Here is a 15,100-nt window from a genome sequence, read left to right as displayed (position 1 = left end):
GATCGAAAAAAATAAATAAAAAAAGCCTCTGAAAGTTAATTCAAAGGCTTAATCTTAGTTAAAGAATATTATTTTACACGCTCTACATAGTCACCTGTGCGGGTATCGATTTTAATTTTATCGCCCTGATTAACGAACATTGGAACTTTTACCTCAACACCATTTTCAAGTGTGGCCGCTTTTAATGCGTTGGTAGAAGTATCGCCTTTAACAGCAGGTTCTGAATAAGTAATTTCGAATTCAGCAAAGTTTGGTAATTGAGCCATAATAGCTTCTTCGCTTTCTAAGGAAACTAAAACATTCATGCCTTCTTTTAAAAACTTAATAGCCGAACCAAATAAAGCTTTATCGACATTAAACTGCTCGTAGGTGTTGTTGTCCATCACCACTAAATAGTCGCCTTCTTCGTATAAATATTGATAATCGTTGGTTTCTACTCTGCAGATTTCTACAGCTTCATCGGTGTTCATACGAGCCTCAACAATTCTGCCTGATTTAATGTTACGAAATTTACCAGTGTAAAATGCGCCACCTTTACCCGGTGTGCGGTGATTCCATTCGTCAACAGTAACCAATTCCCCGTTTATACGCAGGATGTTGCCATTTTTTATTTCTGATGCTTTTGCCATATTGTGTTATCCTGAATTGGATTTTTTATAGTTCTTTATTTTTCGTGATGGCAAAGGTAAAAACTATTTTAATAAAAAAGCACTACGATTTTTGAAGGTTACGCAGAATATAAATTTGAATCGATTTTTACTTTTATAGCCTGTTTATAAGGATTTGGAAAGCCATGTTGTTTCTTTTTGCAACAATTCTGGAGATTCTTCACTACGTTCAGAATGACAAGGAATATCAATGATTTTTAATTTTTATTTTACACGTTCCATGTAGTCGCCGGTTTTTGTATCCACCTTAACTTTATCGCCCTGGTTAATAAATAAGGGCACCCTGATTTCGGCACCTGTTTCAACAGTAGCATATTTTTGCGCACTGGTTGAGGTATCGCCTTTAACAGCAGGTTCTGTATAGGTAATTTCCAGTTCAACGCTGTTGGGCAATTGCGCAACAATCGGCTCCTCGCTTTCAAAGGCGATGGTTACATTCATGCCTTCTTTAAGAAATTTTACTGCGGAGCCGAAAAGGAGTTTAGGAATATTGTATTGCTCAAAAGTGTTATTGTCCATCACCACTAGATAATCACCATCTTCATATAAGTACTGATAGTCATTTGTTTCAACGCGGCAAATGGTAACCTCTTCATCTGTACGGAAACGATACTCGACAATTTTGCCTGTTTTCACATTTCTCATGCGGGCCTGATAAAAGGCTCTTAAATTTCCAGGCGTGCGGTGGATATACTCTTCTACACTGACCAACTCTCCGTTAAAACGAAGAACATTTCCGCTTTTTACTTCTGATGCTTTTGCCATGTTTTGTTAGAAATAATCTTTTTCGATCTGATTTTTGAAAGGCAAAGGTAAAAAAATTAACAAAAAAGCTTATATAAAAGAAATGCCTTTGGGAACCACTCCAAAGGCATAATCAACCTAAACCTCAAACTAAACTATGAAAAATTTTTTGCCTTTTACGGCTATATCTTTGATTCTGCAGTGCAGAAATAAATTCGTTTCCCCGAAGAGAATTAATTAATTGTTTCTCTTTTTGGTGGTGCAAAGGTAAGAACTATTTTTTAAATACAAAATAAATTTTTAAAAATTTGTTTATAATACAAATGTATGACAAAATAGACGTTTAGAAGAAGAGAGATTTTTTATTTAATTTACTTATAATCAGCTATTTGAAGCTGTTCTGTGCAGAAATCGTATTCCTGAATTTGATTTGAACCAATTATTGTTAACCTGTCTTTTGCAAAATTTTCAATGAGCTCCAGGTACCAATTTACACCCTGAACGTCTAAATTGCTGGTTGGTTCATCTAAAAATAAAATTGGGGTGTTGGCGCAACAGGCAAGAGCAAGTTTGGTTCTTTGCTTCATTCCTGATGAAAAATACTTGATTTCCTTGTTCGCAGATTTTTCTAAACCCAGTATGGCAATTAATTCCTTTGCATTTACGCCGGCAGCAAAATTTTTAAACTTAAAATGAAAATCAATGATTTCTTTTAGGGTAAATGTTTCAACCAGTTCAAGGTAGGGTGCTGCAAGGCTAATGTGCTGATAAATATCTTCAACAGGAATATTCTCTTCTGCCTGATAAGTAATTTCGCCCTCTGAAGGGGTTAAACTTCCTGTTAATACACTTAATAAAGTAGATTTACCTGAACCGTTTGGGCCTAAAATGGCATAACTTTTTCCGGTCACGAATTCTGTGCTCAGATTTTTAAAGATCCACTCTTTATTAAATCTTCTGCCAACATTATTCAGGCTGATCTTCATAAAGTTAAGATTTGGCATTTAGTGTTTTAGACATGCAAACACTGTTCTCAACACCAATATATTGCCCGTAGTTAGGAACGATTTTATAACCTGTTTTTTGGTACAAGCCAATTGCTTCCGGTTGTTTTTTACCCGTTTCTAAAACACAGCTCGTAAAGCCAAGCGATAATGCCCAGCTTTCCAATTCGTTTAATACAATGGCTGCAATGCCCTTATTTCTGTGATCAGGGTGAACAAACATACGTTTAACTTCAGCAGTTGTTTCCGAGAAAGGTTTAATTGCGCCGCAGCCAACCGGAATGTCATTTTTATAAGCAACAACAACTTCTTTTATGGTGTCTATCTTATTAAACTGTGCATAAAAAGCATGTTCTTCGCCATCTCTAATGCTTAAATCTTTATCCAGCAAAACAACGAGGTCTTTAAAGCCAGGATGATTTGAATCCGTTCTGATTAGCGTTACAGTGCTCATGAATATAAAAGTTTAGGGATTAGCTGCCCATGCCAAAGCCCTTCATTACGCCACGGTTTGAATTGCGGATAAAATCTACAATTTCATCCCGAATTTCAGTTGGCTTAAATTCGGCCTCAATCATATCCAAAGCTTTGGTTACATTGTTGTGTTTTACAAAAAGGACACGGTAAATCTCCTGAATTTCGTCAATCTGCTCGTTTGTAAAGCCTCTTCTGCGTAAACCTACCGAGTTAATCCCTGCATAAGAAAGGGGCTCGCGGGCGGCTTTAACATAAGGAGGGACATCTTTACGAACCAATGAACCACCGGTTACAAAAGCATAAGAACCTACTTTAACGAACTGATGGATAGCAACCAAACCTGCCAAAACCACATTATTACCAATAGTGATGTGCCCGGCTAAGGTTGTGCTGTTTGAGAAAATACAATTATTGCCTACTTCACAATCGTGCGCAATGTGAGAATACGCCTGAATTAAACAGTTGCTTCCAATTGTTGTTTTCCATTTATCTTTTGTACCACGATTAATGGTTACACACTCTCTGATGGTGGTATTGTCGCCAATTTCGGCTGTAGTTACTTCACCTGCAAATTTTAAATCCTGCGGTTCGCCGGAAATCACAGCGCCAGGAAAAATACGGCAATTTTTACCAATACGTGCGCCATCCATAATGGTTACGTTAGAACCAATCCATGTGCCCTCGCCAATCTCAACATCTTTGTGTATTACAACAAAGGGCTCAATTACTACGTTTTCGGCAATTTTGGCCTGAGGATGTATATATGCTAATGGTTGTATCATTATTGTGCAGGTTCTGTTTGTTTTATTTTAGAAATTTGGGCCATCATTTCGGCCTCTACAACAATCTTTTCGCCAACCATACCCACGCCTTTCATTTGTGCAATACCTCTTCTAATTGGTTCTAATAAATCGCAACGGAAAACAATGGTATCTCCGGGAAGTACCTGAGCTCTGAATCGTACGTTGTCTATTTTTAAAAAGTAAGTTAAATAATTTCTTGGATCAGGTACGGTACTTAAAACTAAAATTCCGCCTACCTGTGCCATGGCTTCTATTTGGATAACCCCGGGAAAAACCGGAGCACCAGGGAAATGGCCCTTAAAAAACTCTTCGTTCATGGTTACGTTTTTAACGCCCACTACGTGATTTTTTGAGAGTTCTAAAATTTTATCTACAAATAAAAATGGCTGACGATGCGGCAAAATGTCCATAATCTGAACAACGTCGTACAATGGTTTTGCGCTTGGATCGTACACTTTTTGTATTTTTTTGTTTTTTTCTTTTTTAATTGCTGCTTTTATCTTTTTAGCAAAAGCAACATTTGCCGCATGGCCCGGGCGTGCAGCCATGATATGGCCTTTAAGGTGCATACCCACCAAAGCTAAATCACCAATCATATCCAGTAGTTTATGACGGGCAGGTTCATTTTGGTAGCGCAACTCCATGTTGTTTAATATACCCTGTGGAGCTACATCAATATCGGCACGGTTAAATAATTTTGCAAGATGGTTTAACTCATCTTTGGTTACTTCTTTATCAACAATAACAATGGCATTATTTAAATCGCCGCCTTTAATTAAGTTGTGTTGCAACTGATATTCCAGTTCGTGTAAGAAACAGAATGTGCGGCAGGAAGCAATTTCCTTTTTAAACTCCGCAATGGTGCTGATGCCAGCGTGCTGACTGCCCAAAACAGGAGAATTATAATCGATCATGCAGGTAAAACGATAGTCATCTAATGGCATGGCCACGATTTCTACTTTTCTATCTGCTTCGGTATAGGTAATGTTGTGTGGAATGGTGAAATACTCGCGGTCGGTGTTTTGCTCAATAGTGCCAACTTCTTCCAGTAAATCAATAAACTGAATAGAGCTTCCATCCATAATTGGTGTTTCAGGACCATCAAGCTTAATTAAAACGTTGTCAAGGTCCATACCTACTAATGAAGCCATAACGTGCTCTACGGTACTTACGCTGGCACCATTTTGAGTAATTGTAGTTCCGCGTGAAGTATCGGTTACGTTATCCGCATCAGCCTCTATAATGGGATGCCCATCAAGATCAATACGCTGAAATTTAAAGCCATGATTCTCTGGCGCCGGGCAAAAGGTAAGGGTAACATTTGCCCCGGTATGTAAACCAACTCCGGATACAGATGTTTCTTTTTTAATCGTTCTTTGTCTAACGTTCATTGTGTATTGTATTCTTTTCCAACTCGGATGTAAGTTTTTTGAGTTCTTCCTCAAGTGCGTTGATTCTTTTTTCTACATCCGGCAGATGTTTAAAAATTACTGAGGCACGCATCCAGTTACGTAAAGGTTGGGCAGGGCTACCGTGCCATTGTTTATTTTCTTCTGTTATATTAAAATTAATTCCGGCCTGGGCACCAATTTGAGTGCCTTTTGCTAAGGTTAAATGCCCCGCAATACCTACCTGGCCACCAATTACACTATTTGCACCAATTTTTGTACTTCCGGATACGCCAGATTGAGCAGCTAAAACTGTGTTTTCGCCAATTTCGGCATTATGTGCAATTTGAATCAGGTTATCAATTTTTGCACCTTTTTTAATGGTTGTAGAGCCCATTGTTGCCCTGTCAACCGTTGTATTGGCACCAATTTCAACATCATCTTCAATAATTACATTACCGATTTGAGGTATTTTATTGTAAGTGCCATCTTTTTGTGGAGCAAAGCCAAAACCATCGCTGCCAATTACGGTGTTAGAATGGATAACCACCCGATCTCCTATGATGGAATTGTGATAAATTTTAACACCCGGGAAAAAAGTACAGTTACCACCAATTTTAGAATTAGCACCAATAAAAATTTGTGTTTTTATCTTGGTTCCGTCCGCAATTTCAACGTTTTCAGCAATGTAAGAAAAAGCACCAATAAATACATTTTTGCCAATCTTAGCCGTTGGATCTACATAAGCCAGTTTATCAATACCCGATTGTTCTGTCTGAGCATTTATAGCTTCATTATATTTATCCAGTAAAATGGTAAAAGAACTATAAGGATTATCAACACGTATTAATGTACTTGTATATTCCTGAGTTGGGCTAAAATCCTTAGATACAATAACAACAGATGCCTGCGTAGAGTACAGGAAGTTTTCATATTTAGGATTGGAAAGAAAAGACAAAGAGCCTTCTTTCCCATCTTCTATCTTAGAGAGTTCTGTTACAGCTACATCCGGGTTGCCATCAATGGAACCATTCAAAAACTCGCTTATCTGCTTGGCAGTAAATTGCATCGTACAAAGGTAAATGTTAAATTGATATGAACAAAAAAACCTGTTAAGGTTAATAAGTGTATATTTTACACAATAATAAGACTAAAAACGGCAGTTAAAGTTAAATATTTTGTTAAAAAGGCTTAAATCCCTCTAGGGTAGCAAAGAATGTATTTCTCTACCGTTTTTTGCAGCGATTCCAGATTGGATAAGTCCGAAGCTTTTGCAATATCTACAATATCGTTATTTTTCATTAAAATTTTAATATTTCCAACTCCGGCATTGTAAGCTCTGTTTTTAATCGACTCGGTAAAGACGAAATAACGGGCTTCTTCCGGACGAATCTCAAGCAAATTAACAGCTGCATTTTGCAAAAACTGAATCCGGTCCTCATCAGCCATTTCATTTCCCATCTCTACCTTGTATAAGTTTCTTGAAGTCAGCATTCGGCACAGCGTAGATAAAATCTTATCCGGATGTTTAACCCAAACTTTTACTGCGGCGTAAATATCCTGATCATCTAAATTAGTAAAATGCTCTAAATGAATCTGATCTTTAAAGAAATCGTCTTCGTTAATATTGTTTTTGAGGAAATGATTTAAAGATGGGGAAGCAAAAAGGTCTTCGCCGCCAACTGATAATTGTTTAGCTCTTTCAAGAAGTTTAACCAACAGCATTTCTCCTGAAATTACCGTTTTATGAAGGTAAACCTGCCAATACATCAATCTGCGGGCAATTAAAAATTTTTCGATGGAGTAAATTCCTTTTTCTTCAATAACCAAATCATCATCGTATACATTAAACATCTTAATGATTCTGTCGAAACTGATTACCCCTTCGCTTACTCCGGTAAAAAAGCTGTCCCGGTTTAAATAGTCCATTCTGTCCAAATCCAACTGACCGGAAATTAACTGATGAAGAAACTTTTTAGGATAGGTGCCATTAAAAACTTCAATCGCATGGGTTAATCTTCCTCCAAAATGCTCATTCAACTCCTGCATCAGTCTGGCAGAAATGTCTTCGTGTTTTATACCGGTAACTAAAGAATGTTCAAGTGCATGCGAAAAAGGACCATGACCGATGTCGTGTAGTAAAATGGCTAAAATGGCTGCTTCTTCTTCTCCGGCAGTTATGGAATGGCCTTTGCTTCTTAATATTTCTAAAGCCAGTCCCATCAAATGCATAGCCCCCAAGGCGTGATGAAAACGCGTATGCAGCGCACCCGGATAAACCAGATGAGTCATGCCCAGCTGCTTAATATAGCGCAAACGCTGAAAATACGGATGTGAGATTACATCGTAAACCAATTCAGACGGAATGCTTATGAATCCGTAAACCGGATCATTTATTATTTTCTTCTTATTCAATCGTTAAAAATAGTTAAATAGACAGATACGGTACAAAAATTGCTATTTTTATTTATACTTTGATTTGCCTGTAAATATATAACGGCAATAATCACCTATTTTTACAAAAACATGCAAGAAACTAAAATTTTATGGGCTGATGATGAAATCGACCTGTTAAAACCTCATATATTATTACTGAATGATAAAGGTTACAACGTAACCACTTTTACTAACGGTAATGATGCGCTCGAAGCCTTTGGCAAAACACATTTTGATCTTGTTTTTTTAGATGAAAATATGCCGGGAATGAGTGGTATTGAAACGCTTTCTGCTATTAAAAACTTAAATCCCGACGTTCCCGTGGTTTTGATTACCAAAAGCGAGGAAGAGAATTTGATGGAAGATGCTATTGGGAGCAAAATTGATGACTACCTGATTAAGCCTGTAAACCCAAAACAGGTTTTATTGACCATTAAAAAACTGATTGATAATAAACGTTTGGTAAGTGAAAAAACGTCTATGGCTTATCAGCAGGATTTTAGACGTTTGGGTATGACCCTAGGCGATAAGCTGAGTTATGAAGAGTGGGTTGAGGTTTATAAAAAAATTGTTTTCTGGGAGCTGGAGCTTGAAAAGTTAGATGATCCACAAATGCATGAGATTTTAACCATGCAAAAACAAGAGGCCAATACACAGTTTTCTAAATTTATTGAAGAGCATTATTTAAATTGGATTAAGGAAAAAGATAAGGCGCCGTTGCTTTCTAATGAGCTATTAAAGAAAAAAGCATTTCCGCATATTAATGAAACGACGCCAGTGTTTTTTATTTTGATTGATAATCTGCGCTATGATCAGTGGAAAATTATAAACCCATTAATTTCCGAGTATTTCCGTATTGATGAAGAGGATATGTATACCAGTATTTTGCCTACGGCAACACAATATGCCCGTAATGCAATTTTTTCTGGTTTGATGCCTTTGGATATGGAGAAACGTTTCCCAGGCTTGTGGCAAAATGACGATGATGAAGGTGGAAAAAATATGCACGAAGAAGCTTTTCTGGCTGATAATATTAAGCGTAGCCTGAGAAAAGATTGTAAGTTCAGTTATAATAAAATTTTAACCTTTGAGCAGGGTAAAGATTTGGTTGATCAAACTAATAACCTGCTAAAAAATGATTTTAATGCAATTGTTTTCAACTTTGTTGATATGCTGAGTCATGCCCGTACGGATATGCAAATGATTCGGGAGCTGGCCAATGATGACGCCGCTTACCGTTCGTTAACTTTATCATGGTTTGAACATTCTCCTTTATTCGATTTATTGAAGAAAATCTCTCAGAAAAAAGTTAAAGTAATTATCACTACAGATCACGGAACCATTCGTGTTAAAAAGCCGGTTAAGGTAATTGGAGATAGAAGTACGAATACCAATTTGAGGTATAAACAAGGCCGGAATCTGAATTTTAATGCTAAAGACGTTTTCCTGATTAAAAACCCACATGATGCCTTGTTGCCAAAAATTAACATCAGCAGCAGTTATATTTTTGCAAGGGAAGATAGTTATTTCGTTTACCCGAACAATTACAATCAATTTGTAAATTATTATAACGAAACCTTTCAGCATGGAGGAATTTCGCTGGAAGAAATGATTATTCCGGTAGTAACCTATTCGCCGAGAAACTAGGCTTATTTAACCACATATTTTACAGATGAACACAGATTAAAATTTTAATCTGTGTTTTTCTTTTGCCAGCTAATTAATTTGCCAGCGAAGCATGGAGTAATATGGAATTAAAAAGTCTTTTCTATTATTTCCGTGGTTAACTTTTTTATTTTTGTGAATATTTTTTTAAATGAAACTAGAAGTTAAAAGCCTGGCAGATTTACCAAAAGTTGCACGTCAACTCTTAAATTTTGCAGGCAATCAAAAGACATTCATCTTTGAGGGTGACATGGGGGCCGGCAAAACCACATTTATAAAAGCTTTTTGTGAAGTTTTGGGGGTAAAGGAGGTAGTTTCGAGCCCGACATATTCAATTGTAAATGAATACGAAGGCGCTGATGGCCCGGTATACCATTTTGATTTTTACAGAATAAAGGATATTCAGGAAGCCTACGATTTAGGTTATGAAGAATATTTTTATGGCAATGGAATTTGCTTAATCGAATGGCCGGAAAGGGTAGAAGAGTTATTGACTGATCATTTTATTAAAATACAAATTGCAATTATTGATGAAAGTCACAGGACTATCGTCTTTTCGTCAATTTAATTGTTAACATTAGGTTGATTGCTATTTAGTTATCCAAATTTTAGGAGAATTTCCGTATCTTCATCAACCTAAAAACTAAAAGAACATTACTCAATCATGGCTACAGGATTAAGAGAAGGAATGGCCGATATAGCTCGTCAGGGTTTACTTCAAACTCAGGAAGCGACACTGGAAACCAAAAACAAAAAAAATCATCTTAATATAGGTATCCCTAAAGAAATTTCTTTTCAGGAAAACCGGATTGCACTAACGCCTTTATCTGTAGCGCTATTGGTTAATAACGGACACCGGGTTATATTGGAAAGCGGAGCTGGCATTGCTGCTAATTTTACGGATAGCGAATATGCCGAACAGGGGGCTAAAATTGCCTACGATAAAAAGGAAGTTTTTGATTCCGATATCCTGGTTAAAATTGCGCCGCCTATGCTCGAAGAAATTGCCATGATGCATAAGGGGCAAACCTTAATTTCTTCTTTACAAACCGGAACCTTAAAACAGGATTACCTGAAGGCGCTGATGCATAAAAAAATTAATGCTTTATGTTTTGAGCACTTGCGGGATGAAGGCAATGTATTGAGTGTAGTGAGGGCAATGAGTGAAATTGTGGGTTCAACATCCATATTAATTGCGGCTGAATACCTGAGTAATGTAACCGGAGGAAAAGGCTTAATGCTTGGCGGATTTACCGGAGTGCCGCCAACCGAAATCGTAATTTTAGGTGCCGGAACAGTAGGCGAATATGCCGCCAGAACAGCGCTTGCTTTAGGTGCAGAGGTTAAAGTTTTTGATAGTTCTATTTATCGCTTACGCAGATTACAAAATAATTTAGGCAATAGCCGGGTGTTTACTTCTGTTATGCAGCCCATTGTTTTAAATAAAGCAATAGTAACCTGCGATGTGGTGATTGGAGCCATTAGAGCAAGCCATGGCAGAAGTCCTTGTATTGTAATGGAAGAAACGGTTGCCCGAATGAAACCACATTCTGTTGTGATTGATGTAAGCATTGATCAGGGTGGATGTTTTGAAACCTCCGAGGTAACGAACCATACCAATCCGGTTTTTAGAAAGTACGATGTAATTCATTATTGTGTACCTAATATTGCTTCAAGGGTTCCCAGAACGGCATCTTACGCACTTACAAATATCTTTGCTCCAATATTATTGGAAATCGGCGATTCAGGAGGTTTAGTAAATATGATCTGGAATAATCCGGGGATTCGGGAGGCTTTATACATTTACCAGGGCAACGTAACCAATAAAGACCTTGCTGATATGTTTAACCTGCCCTTTAAAGACTTGGAATTGTTAGTCGTATCAAATCAATAATGGGCGTATATTCTTTTTCTTTTATGAAAATCTTGCTGCTTACACTGTTCTTTCCAATAATAACCTTTGCACAGGGGCGACCTAAGCCTATTCAAAAACTTGTTGTTGTAAGTTCTTATAATCAATATTTAGCCTCTGTTAAAACCAACCCCAACAATGAGTTGGTGGAAATTACGAAGTCTATTCCCGATATAAAATTGGATATTCGTTACGCGACCAATGATAATTTTATGCAACAGGTAATGTATAATCAGGCGAGGGCTTTTGCCAGGAAACCAGTTGTAGAATCCTTAAAAAGAATTCAGAGAGATTTAAATAAAAAAGGGTATGGCTTGAAAATTTTTGATGGCTACCGTCCTTATGCCATTACAGTAGCCTTTTATAAAAAGGCAAGCGATAAAAATTTTGTGGCAAACCCAAATAAGGGCTCGAAACACAACCGCGGCTGTGCAGTCGATTTAACTCTGATTAACCTAAAAACAGGCGAAGAAATTGCTATGCCCACCTCATACGACAGCTTTGCGGCAGCAGCAGCAGCTAATTACGAAAATGTAAGTCCTGAACTAAAAAGGAACCGGAATTTTTTAATCACAGCAATGCAAAAACATGGCTTCAAAGTGCTGTCTAATGAATGGTGGCATTTTGATTTTAATGGCTGGCAGAATTATAATTTAATGGATATTCCATTTGAAAAATTATAAATGATGCGGTCTGCCATACTGATCCATCTTAACCCTTGCTTTGTCTCCTTTTAAAGTTAGATGAAAGATATAGTCATAATCATCATCGGTTAATTCTTCTTTTGGTCTTTTGCCACCAAAGGCTTCAATAAGTTCTAAAACGGTATTCGAATGACCTGCTACAATAACGGTTTTGCCAGCAAAATTCTTTTTGATGTTTTCAACCAAATCCTTTGGCTCTGTTACATTATAATCCGTTACGGTTATTTTATTTTTAGCAATTAAAGAATCTAAAGTTTGATGTGTTCTGTTAAATGGAGTACTGAAAGCGGCATCCAATTTTTCTTTTTTCAGGAAAGTATTTAAATCACCGGCCCTTATTTTTCCTTCTTCAGATAAACCCGGATTTTTATCAGAGGGATTCGTTTTATCCTTTTCAGCATGTCTTACAATCCAAACTTCGGTTGTTTGTGCAATTGTAAACCGAGTAAACAGGAGCGTGATCGAAAGGAATAATAAAAGCTTTTTCATGGGAATATAATTTGATTTTCAATGGTAGCGAAGCTATCAGAAGCAATGTTTTCTAATGACTTCATGGTATAAATATTGAAAAATATATCCGTAAAATTTAATTTAAGATTAATTAAGGGTCAAGGGGTTCGTCAAAATCGATTTGCAGCGACATCGCATCTGGATAAAATTCAAGTGCCGTATCTGATAAGCGTTTGCCATTTCTATAAGGCTCATAACCCAGTTCTTTAGTGCATCGTTGTAACATCACGTCGCTAATGTACGTGCTTTGCGATTTAACAGTGATTATAAGACCAGGTTTCTCCACAGGCATATTATACCTGAAAATAAGCCTTGCCGCATTGCGTAAATTTGTAGTTGTATGCCTGGCGTGAGGTTCCATAATAATAGCGCTTTCCGGGATTTGCAGATTTTTCATCAAAAATACTTTCATTTCAAAAGCCTCGCTATATTTGGTTTTAAAAGGATGGACTCTTCCTCCGGAAACCATAATAAATGGCGCCAAACCTTTTCTAAATTGTTCGGCGGCAAGTCTGCAACGCAACATGCCTCCGGCACTTAATGCAGTAGCTTCTTCTTCCGGCCCTTCACCTGGTACTAATATTAAACTATATTTGTAAGCAGAAAAATTTGTTTTTCTGATGGCTAAAAGCGCAGCTTTATTTACGGTGCTTATCATGGGTTCGTAATCTGCTGCATCATTTCTTTCATTAATTTCAAGGGCTACCAATGCAAATTGCAAAGCAGGCTCAAAAAATAAAGTATTTTTAGCATCCAGACTTAATAAGGCATTTGTGTTTACCAGCTCAGCATAGCTTTTATCCTTCACATTAAAGCCAATAGAATCTATTTTTGGATAATTGGGTTTTTGCCCTTCAACATAAACATTTATGGCGTAATTAATTGCTTTGGCATCTTGCACCCAGGCTTTTTGCAGTATTTCTTTTGACGCTAAATTTTCATAAAGGGCATAACAACCGGATGCGATCAGATGATTTTTAACCAGCAGGCCTAGTTCATTTTGTTGCTTATACAAATCCGCCAGATGTTTACCCACCAGATCAATTTCATCATCACTAAACTTAATAACATTGGTAAAACAACCAATATCATTTGTACAGTTTGTTATGGCTGCTGTAATTTTGGCTCTTTTATTTTTAAGGAAATTGCTAAGTTCAGCATCATTTTGGAGCAACTTTTTTACTGCGGGGTCTTTTTGAAATAAAGTAAGCAGATAATAGTTTTTATATTGAACGGCGTTACTAGTGCTTTGCAGCTGGTAGCCCTTTTGAGGTTTATTTTGTGCCAATGAGTTTAGCGAAATAACTAAACTGAAAAGCAGTAAGCAATATATTTTCATAATGTAGAATGATGAACCTTAAAGGCTTAAAAGAAAAGGCCGTTACCAAATAGTAACGGCCTAAACTTATTAACAATTTTAGTAACCTGTATTTTGCCAGCCAGTTTTATTGTTAACATTATCAATTTCTGCCTGTGGAACAGGGTATATGCTTCTGAAAGCCGGAATCCCAGGGAAAATAGTTGCCATTTGGTTAGTTCTAACAATGTCAAACCAACGATCTGCTTCTAAAGCCAGTTCTAAGCGACGCTCTAAATACACCGCTGTTCTAAAATCAGCTTGTGAAGTAAGCATGGCCGGTGTTTTTATAGATGCTGCTGCATTAGTACGAACCGCATTAAGTGCTTTAAAAGCTTCAGTATTTCCGTAAGCTACTTCATTTAATGCTTCGGCATACATAAGCAATACATCTGCACAGCGAAGGATAGGAAAGTCTCCGCTAATTTCAGTTGCAGGTGATGCAGGGCTATTGAATTTTCCCGGGCGAACACCAGTACCCGTTAATGCAACCAATGCTTTACGATTATCAGAAGCTTCAAATAAACTCTGCGAAATGGTTATGGTGTTTGTATTATTGTTATTTCTGTAACGATTATCTGGATTTACAGACTCTTTAACCCCTCCGTTTAAGTATAATACTGCAAAAATAACGTCTTTACTGGTTTTAAGACCATTAGGGAAAGTTGTCGTTTGAGGAACTACAGATAATACCGTTCCTGCATAAATTGAAGTTACGAGAGGCTGTAAAGTAGAAACCACCAAATCATATTTCTTTTGGTACAAATACACTTTAGCCAATAATGCAGAGGCGGCATAACTTGTTGCACGGCTACGTTGAGCATCAGCCCAGGTTGGGGGTAGTTTTGACGCCGCATCGGTCAGGTCATTTATGATCTGTTGATACACTTGCTCTGAAGTTGCACGTACATTTTCCCGTGCTTGCTCCGTTTTTTGCACAGTAAGCACTAAAGGAACATTACCCCATAAGCGGGTTAAATTAAAATAGCTTAGTGCCCTTATAAATTTTGCCTGTCCAATGATTTGATTTTTAGTTGTTTCATTCATGCTAATGCCCGGCGCTCTGTCCAGAATAATATTGCTCCGGTAAATTGCTTTATAGTGCCCTTGCCACGACGTTGCTAAAATATTATTTGCAGAAGTTTCCGAAAAAACTTCGATTGAATTGCGAACGCCTGCACCAGATCCAGGGTCGTTATCTGTAACGTTATCACCTCTGATTTCGCCGAGTGTTAAGAAATTATTTCCATAAAGACTATCTGTTTGAAGCGCATCGTAGCAACTAACTAAACCGCCTTGCAAGCCTTTTTCGTCAACATAAAAAGTATTCTCGGTGTAGGAATCCAATGGCTTTAAATCCAGAAATTTTTTGCAGGATGATGCTGTGACAATTAAGCCACAGATTATAATTGGTATAATGTATTTTTTCATG

The 15,100-nt window shown here is 37.3% G+C and carries 15 protein-coding genes; 4 read left to right on the top strand and 11 right to left on the bottom strand.

Annotation, left to right across the window (positions count from 1 at the left end):
- Positions 1 to 68: 68 nt before the first annotated feature.
- The 8 genes from efp (O0955_RS03915) to O0955_RS03880 all read right to left on the bottom strand — a co-directional run bounded on the left by efp (O0955_RS03915) (position 69) and on the right by O0955_RS03880 (position 7,499).
- Positions 69 to 629 carry an elongation factor P gene (efp, locus tag O0955_RS03915; protein WP_269426213.1) on the bottom strand — a complete coding sequence of 187 codons (561 nt, stop codon included), beginning with the start codon at positions 627 to 629 and terminating at the stop codon, positions 69 to 71.
- A 243-nt stretch (positions 630 to 872) separates the two neighbouring features.
- Positions 873 to 1,433, bottom strand: coding sequence for an elongation factor P (efp, locus tag O0955_RS03910; RefSeq protein ID WP_269426212.1), 561 nt, complete (start codon positions 1,431 to 1,433; stop codon positions 873 to 875).
- A gap of 350 nt (positions 1,434 to 1,783) precedes the next feature.
- A complete protein-coding gene (locus tag O0955_RS03905; RefSeq protein ID WP_269426211.1) occupies positions 1,784 to 2,398 on the bottom strand; it encodes an ABC transporter ATP-binding protein in 615 nt (204 codons plus the stop codon).
- A 4-nt stretch (positions 2,399 to 2,402) separates the two neighbouring features.
- Positions 2,403 to 2,870: a GNAT family N-acetyltransferase gene (locus O0955_RS03900; protein ID WP_269426210.1), complete on the bottom strand. Its 468-nt coding sequence runs from the start codon at positions 2,868 to 2,870 to the stop codon at positions 2,403 to 2,405.
- A 19-nt stretch (positions 2,871 to 2,889) separates the two neighbouring features.
- Complete coding sequence (gene lpxA, locus O0955_RS03895; RefSeq protein WP_131538271.1) at positions 2,890 to 3,675, bottom strand: acyl-ACP--UDP-N-acetylglucosamine O-acyltransferase; 786 nt, start codon at positions 3,673 to 3,675, stop codon at positions 2,890 to 2,892.
- Positions 3,675 to 5,087 carry a bifunctional UDP-3-O-[3-hydroxymyristoyl] N-acetylglucosamine deacetylase/3-hydroxyacyl-ACP dehydratase gene (locus O0955_RS03890; RefSeq protein WP_269426209.1) on the bottom strand — a complete coding sequence of 471 codons (1,413 nt, stop codon included), beginning with the start codon at positions 5,085 to 5,087 and terminating at the stop codon, positions 3,675 to 3,677. Before O0955_RS03890 ends, lpxA begins: the two co-directional genes overlap by 1 nt.
- The gene (lpxD, locus tag O0955_RS03885; RefSeq protein ID WP_269426208.1) at positions 5,077 to 6,153 is read right to left on the bottom strand and encodes a UDP-3-O-(3-hydroxymyristoyl)glucosamine N-acyltransferase; all 1,077 of its coding nucleotides are present in this window, start codon (positions 6,151 to 6,153) and stop codon (positions 5,077 to 5,079) included. The genes O0955_RS03890 and lpxD overlap by 11 nt, the downstream gene beginning before the upstream one ends.
- Positions 6,154 to 6,275: 122 nt before the next feature.
- Positions 6,276 to 7,499 (bottom strand): HD domain-containing protein, encoded by a 1,224-nt coding sequence (locus O0955_RS03880; protein ID WP_269426207.1) that lies wholly within the window; start codon positions 7,497 to 7,499, stop codon positions 6,276 to 6,278.
- Positions 7,500 to 7,610: 111 nt separating this feature from the next.
- Here O0955_RS03880 and porX point away from each other — a divergent pair, with 111 nt between their 5' ends.
- The 4 genes from porX to O0955_RS03860 all read left to right on the top strand — a co-directional run bounded on the left by porX (position 7,611) and on the right by O0955_RS03860 (position 11,780).
- A complete protein-coding gene (gene porX / locus O0955_RS03875) occupies positions 7,611 to 9,167 on the top strand; it encodes a T9SS response regulator signal transducer PorX (RefSeq protein WP_269426206.1) in 1,557 nt (518 codons plus the stop codon).
- Between the two features lie 169 nt (positions 9,168 to 9,336).
- Complete coding sequence (gene tsaE, locus O0955_RS03870) at positions 9,337 to 9,753, top strand: tRNA (adenosine(37)-N6)-threonylcarbamoyltransferase complex ATPase subunit type 1 TsaE (RefSeq protein ID WP_269426205.1); 417 nt, start codon at positions 9,337 to 9,339, stop codon at positions 9,751 to 9,753.
- 96 nt (positions 9,754 to 9,849) lie between these two features.
- Positions 9,850 to 11,079 carry an alanine dehydrogenase gene (locus O0955_RS03865; RefSeq protein ID WP_269426204.1) on the top strand — a complete coding sequence of 410 codons (1,230 nt, stop codon included), beginning with the start codon at positions 9,850 to 9,852 and terminating at the stop codon, positions 11,077 to 11,079.
- A 23-nt stretch (positions 11,080 to 11,102) separates the two neighbouring features.
- Positions 11,103 to 11,780 carry a M15 family metallopeptidase gene (locus O0955_RS03860; protein ID WP_269426203.1) on the top strand — a complete coding sequence of 226 codons (678 nt, stop codon included), beginning with the start codon at positions 11,103 to 11,105 and terminating at the stop codon, positions 11,778 to 11,780.
- On the opposite strand, the gene O0955_RS03855 is transcribed toward O0955_RS03860, so the two are convergent.
- From O0955_RS03855 to O0955_RS03845, 3 genes are all read right to left on the bottom strand, one after another.
- Positions 11,775 to 12,290, bottom strand: coding sequence for a SixA phosphatase family protein (locus O0955_RS03855; protein ID WP_269426202.1), 516 nt, complete (start codon positions 12,288 to 12,290; stop codon positions 11,775 to 11,777). The genes O0955_RS03860 and O0955_RS03855 overlap by 6 nt on opposite strands.
- Positions 12,291 to 12,402: 112 nt before the next feature.
- Positions 12,403 to 13,650, bottom strand: a complete 1,248-nt coding sequence (locus O0955_RS03850; RefSeq protein WP_269426201.1) for a YdcF family protein — start codon at positions 13,648 to 13,650, stop codon at positions 12,403 to 12,405.
- A gap of 78 nt (positions 13,651 to 13,728) precedes the next feature.
- Complete coding sequence (locus tag O0955_RS03845; protein ID WP_269426200.1) at positions 13,729 to 15,099, bottom strand: RagB/SusD family nutrient uptake outer membrane protein; 1,371 nt, start codon at positions 15,097 to 15,099, stop codon at positions 13,729 to 13,731.
- Position 15,100 lies beyond the last annotated feature (1 nt).

Source organism: Pedobacter punctiformis, assembly GCF_027213715.1.
Classification (GTDB): domain Bacteria; phylum Bacteroidota; class Bacteroidia; order Sphingobacteriales; family Sphingobacteriaceae; genus Pedobacter; species Pedobacter punctiformis.
The sequence above is the reverse complement of the archived record's forward strand: the minus strand, read 5'-3'. Positions and strand labels throughout refer to the sequence as shown.

Coding starts and splice junctions, on each gene's coding strand:
- O0955_RS03845 (WP_269426200.1), bottom strand. CDS start 15,099: ATGAAAAAATACATTATACCAATTATAATCTGTGGCTTAATTGTCACA.
- lpxD (WP_269426208.1), bottom strand. CDS start 6,153: ATGCAATTTACTGCCAAGCAGATAAGCGAGTTTTTGAATGGTTCCATT.
- efp (WP_269426212.1), bottom strand. CDS start 1,433: ATGGCAAAAGCATCAGAAGTAAAAAGCGGAAATGTTCTTCGTTTTAAC.
- O0955_RS03905 (WP_269426211.1), bottom strand. CDS start 2,398: ATGAAGATCAGCCTGAATAATGTTGGCAGAAGATTTAATAAAGAGTGG.
- tsaE (WP_269426205.1), top strand. CDS start 9,337: ATGAAACTAGAAGTTAAAAGCCTGGCAGATTTACCAAAAGTTGCACGT.
- O0955_RS03860 (WP_269426203.1), top strand. CDS start 11,103: ATGAAAATCTTGCTGCTTACACTGTTCTTTCCAATAATAACCTTTGCA.
- O0955_RS03865 (WP_269426204.1), top strand. CDS start 9,850: ATGGCTACAGGATTAAGAGAAGGAATGGCCGATATAGCTCGTCAGGGT.
- O0955_RS03900 (WP_269426210.1), bottom strand. CDS start 2,870: ATGAGCACTGTAACGCTAATCAGAACGGATTCAAATCATCCTGGCTTT.
- O0955_RS03855 (WP_269426202.1), bottom strand. CDS start 12,290: ATGAAAAAGCTTTTATTATTCCTTTCGATCACGCTCCTGTTTACTCGG.
- efp (WP_269426213.1), bottom strand. CDS start 629: ATGGCAAAAGCATCAGAAATAAAAAATGGCAACATCCTGCGTATAAAC.
- lpxA (WP_131538271.1), bottom strand. CDS start 3,675: ATGATACAACCATTAGCATATATACATCCTCAGGCCAAAATTGCCGAA.
- porX (WP_269426206.1), top strand. CDS start 7,611: ATGCAAGAAACTAAAATTTTATGGGCTGATGATGAAATCGACCTGTTA.
- O0955_RS03850 (WP_269426201.1), bottom strand. CDS start 13,650: ATGAAAATATATTGCTTACTGCTTTTCAGTTTAGTTATTTCGCTAAAC.
- O0955_RS03890 (WP_269426209.1), bottom strand. CDS start 5,087: ATGAACGTTAGACAAAGAACGATTAAAAAAGAAACATCTGTATCCGGA.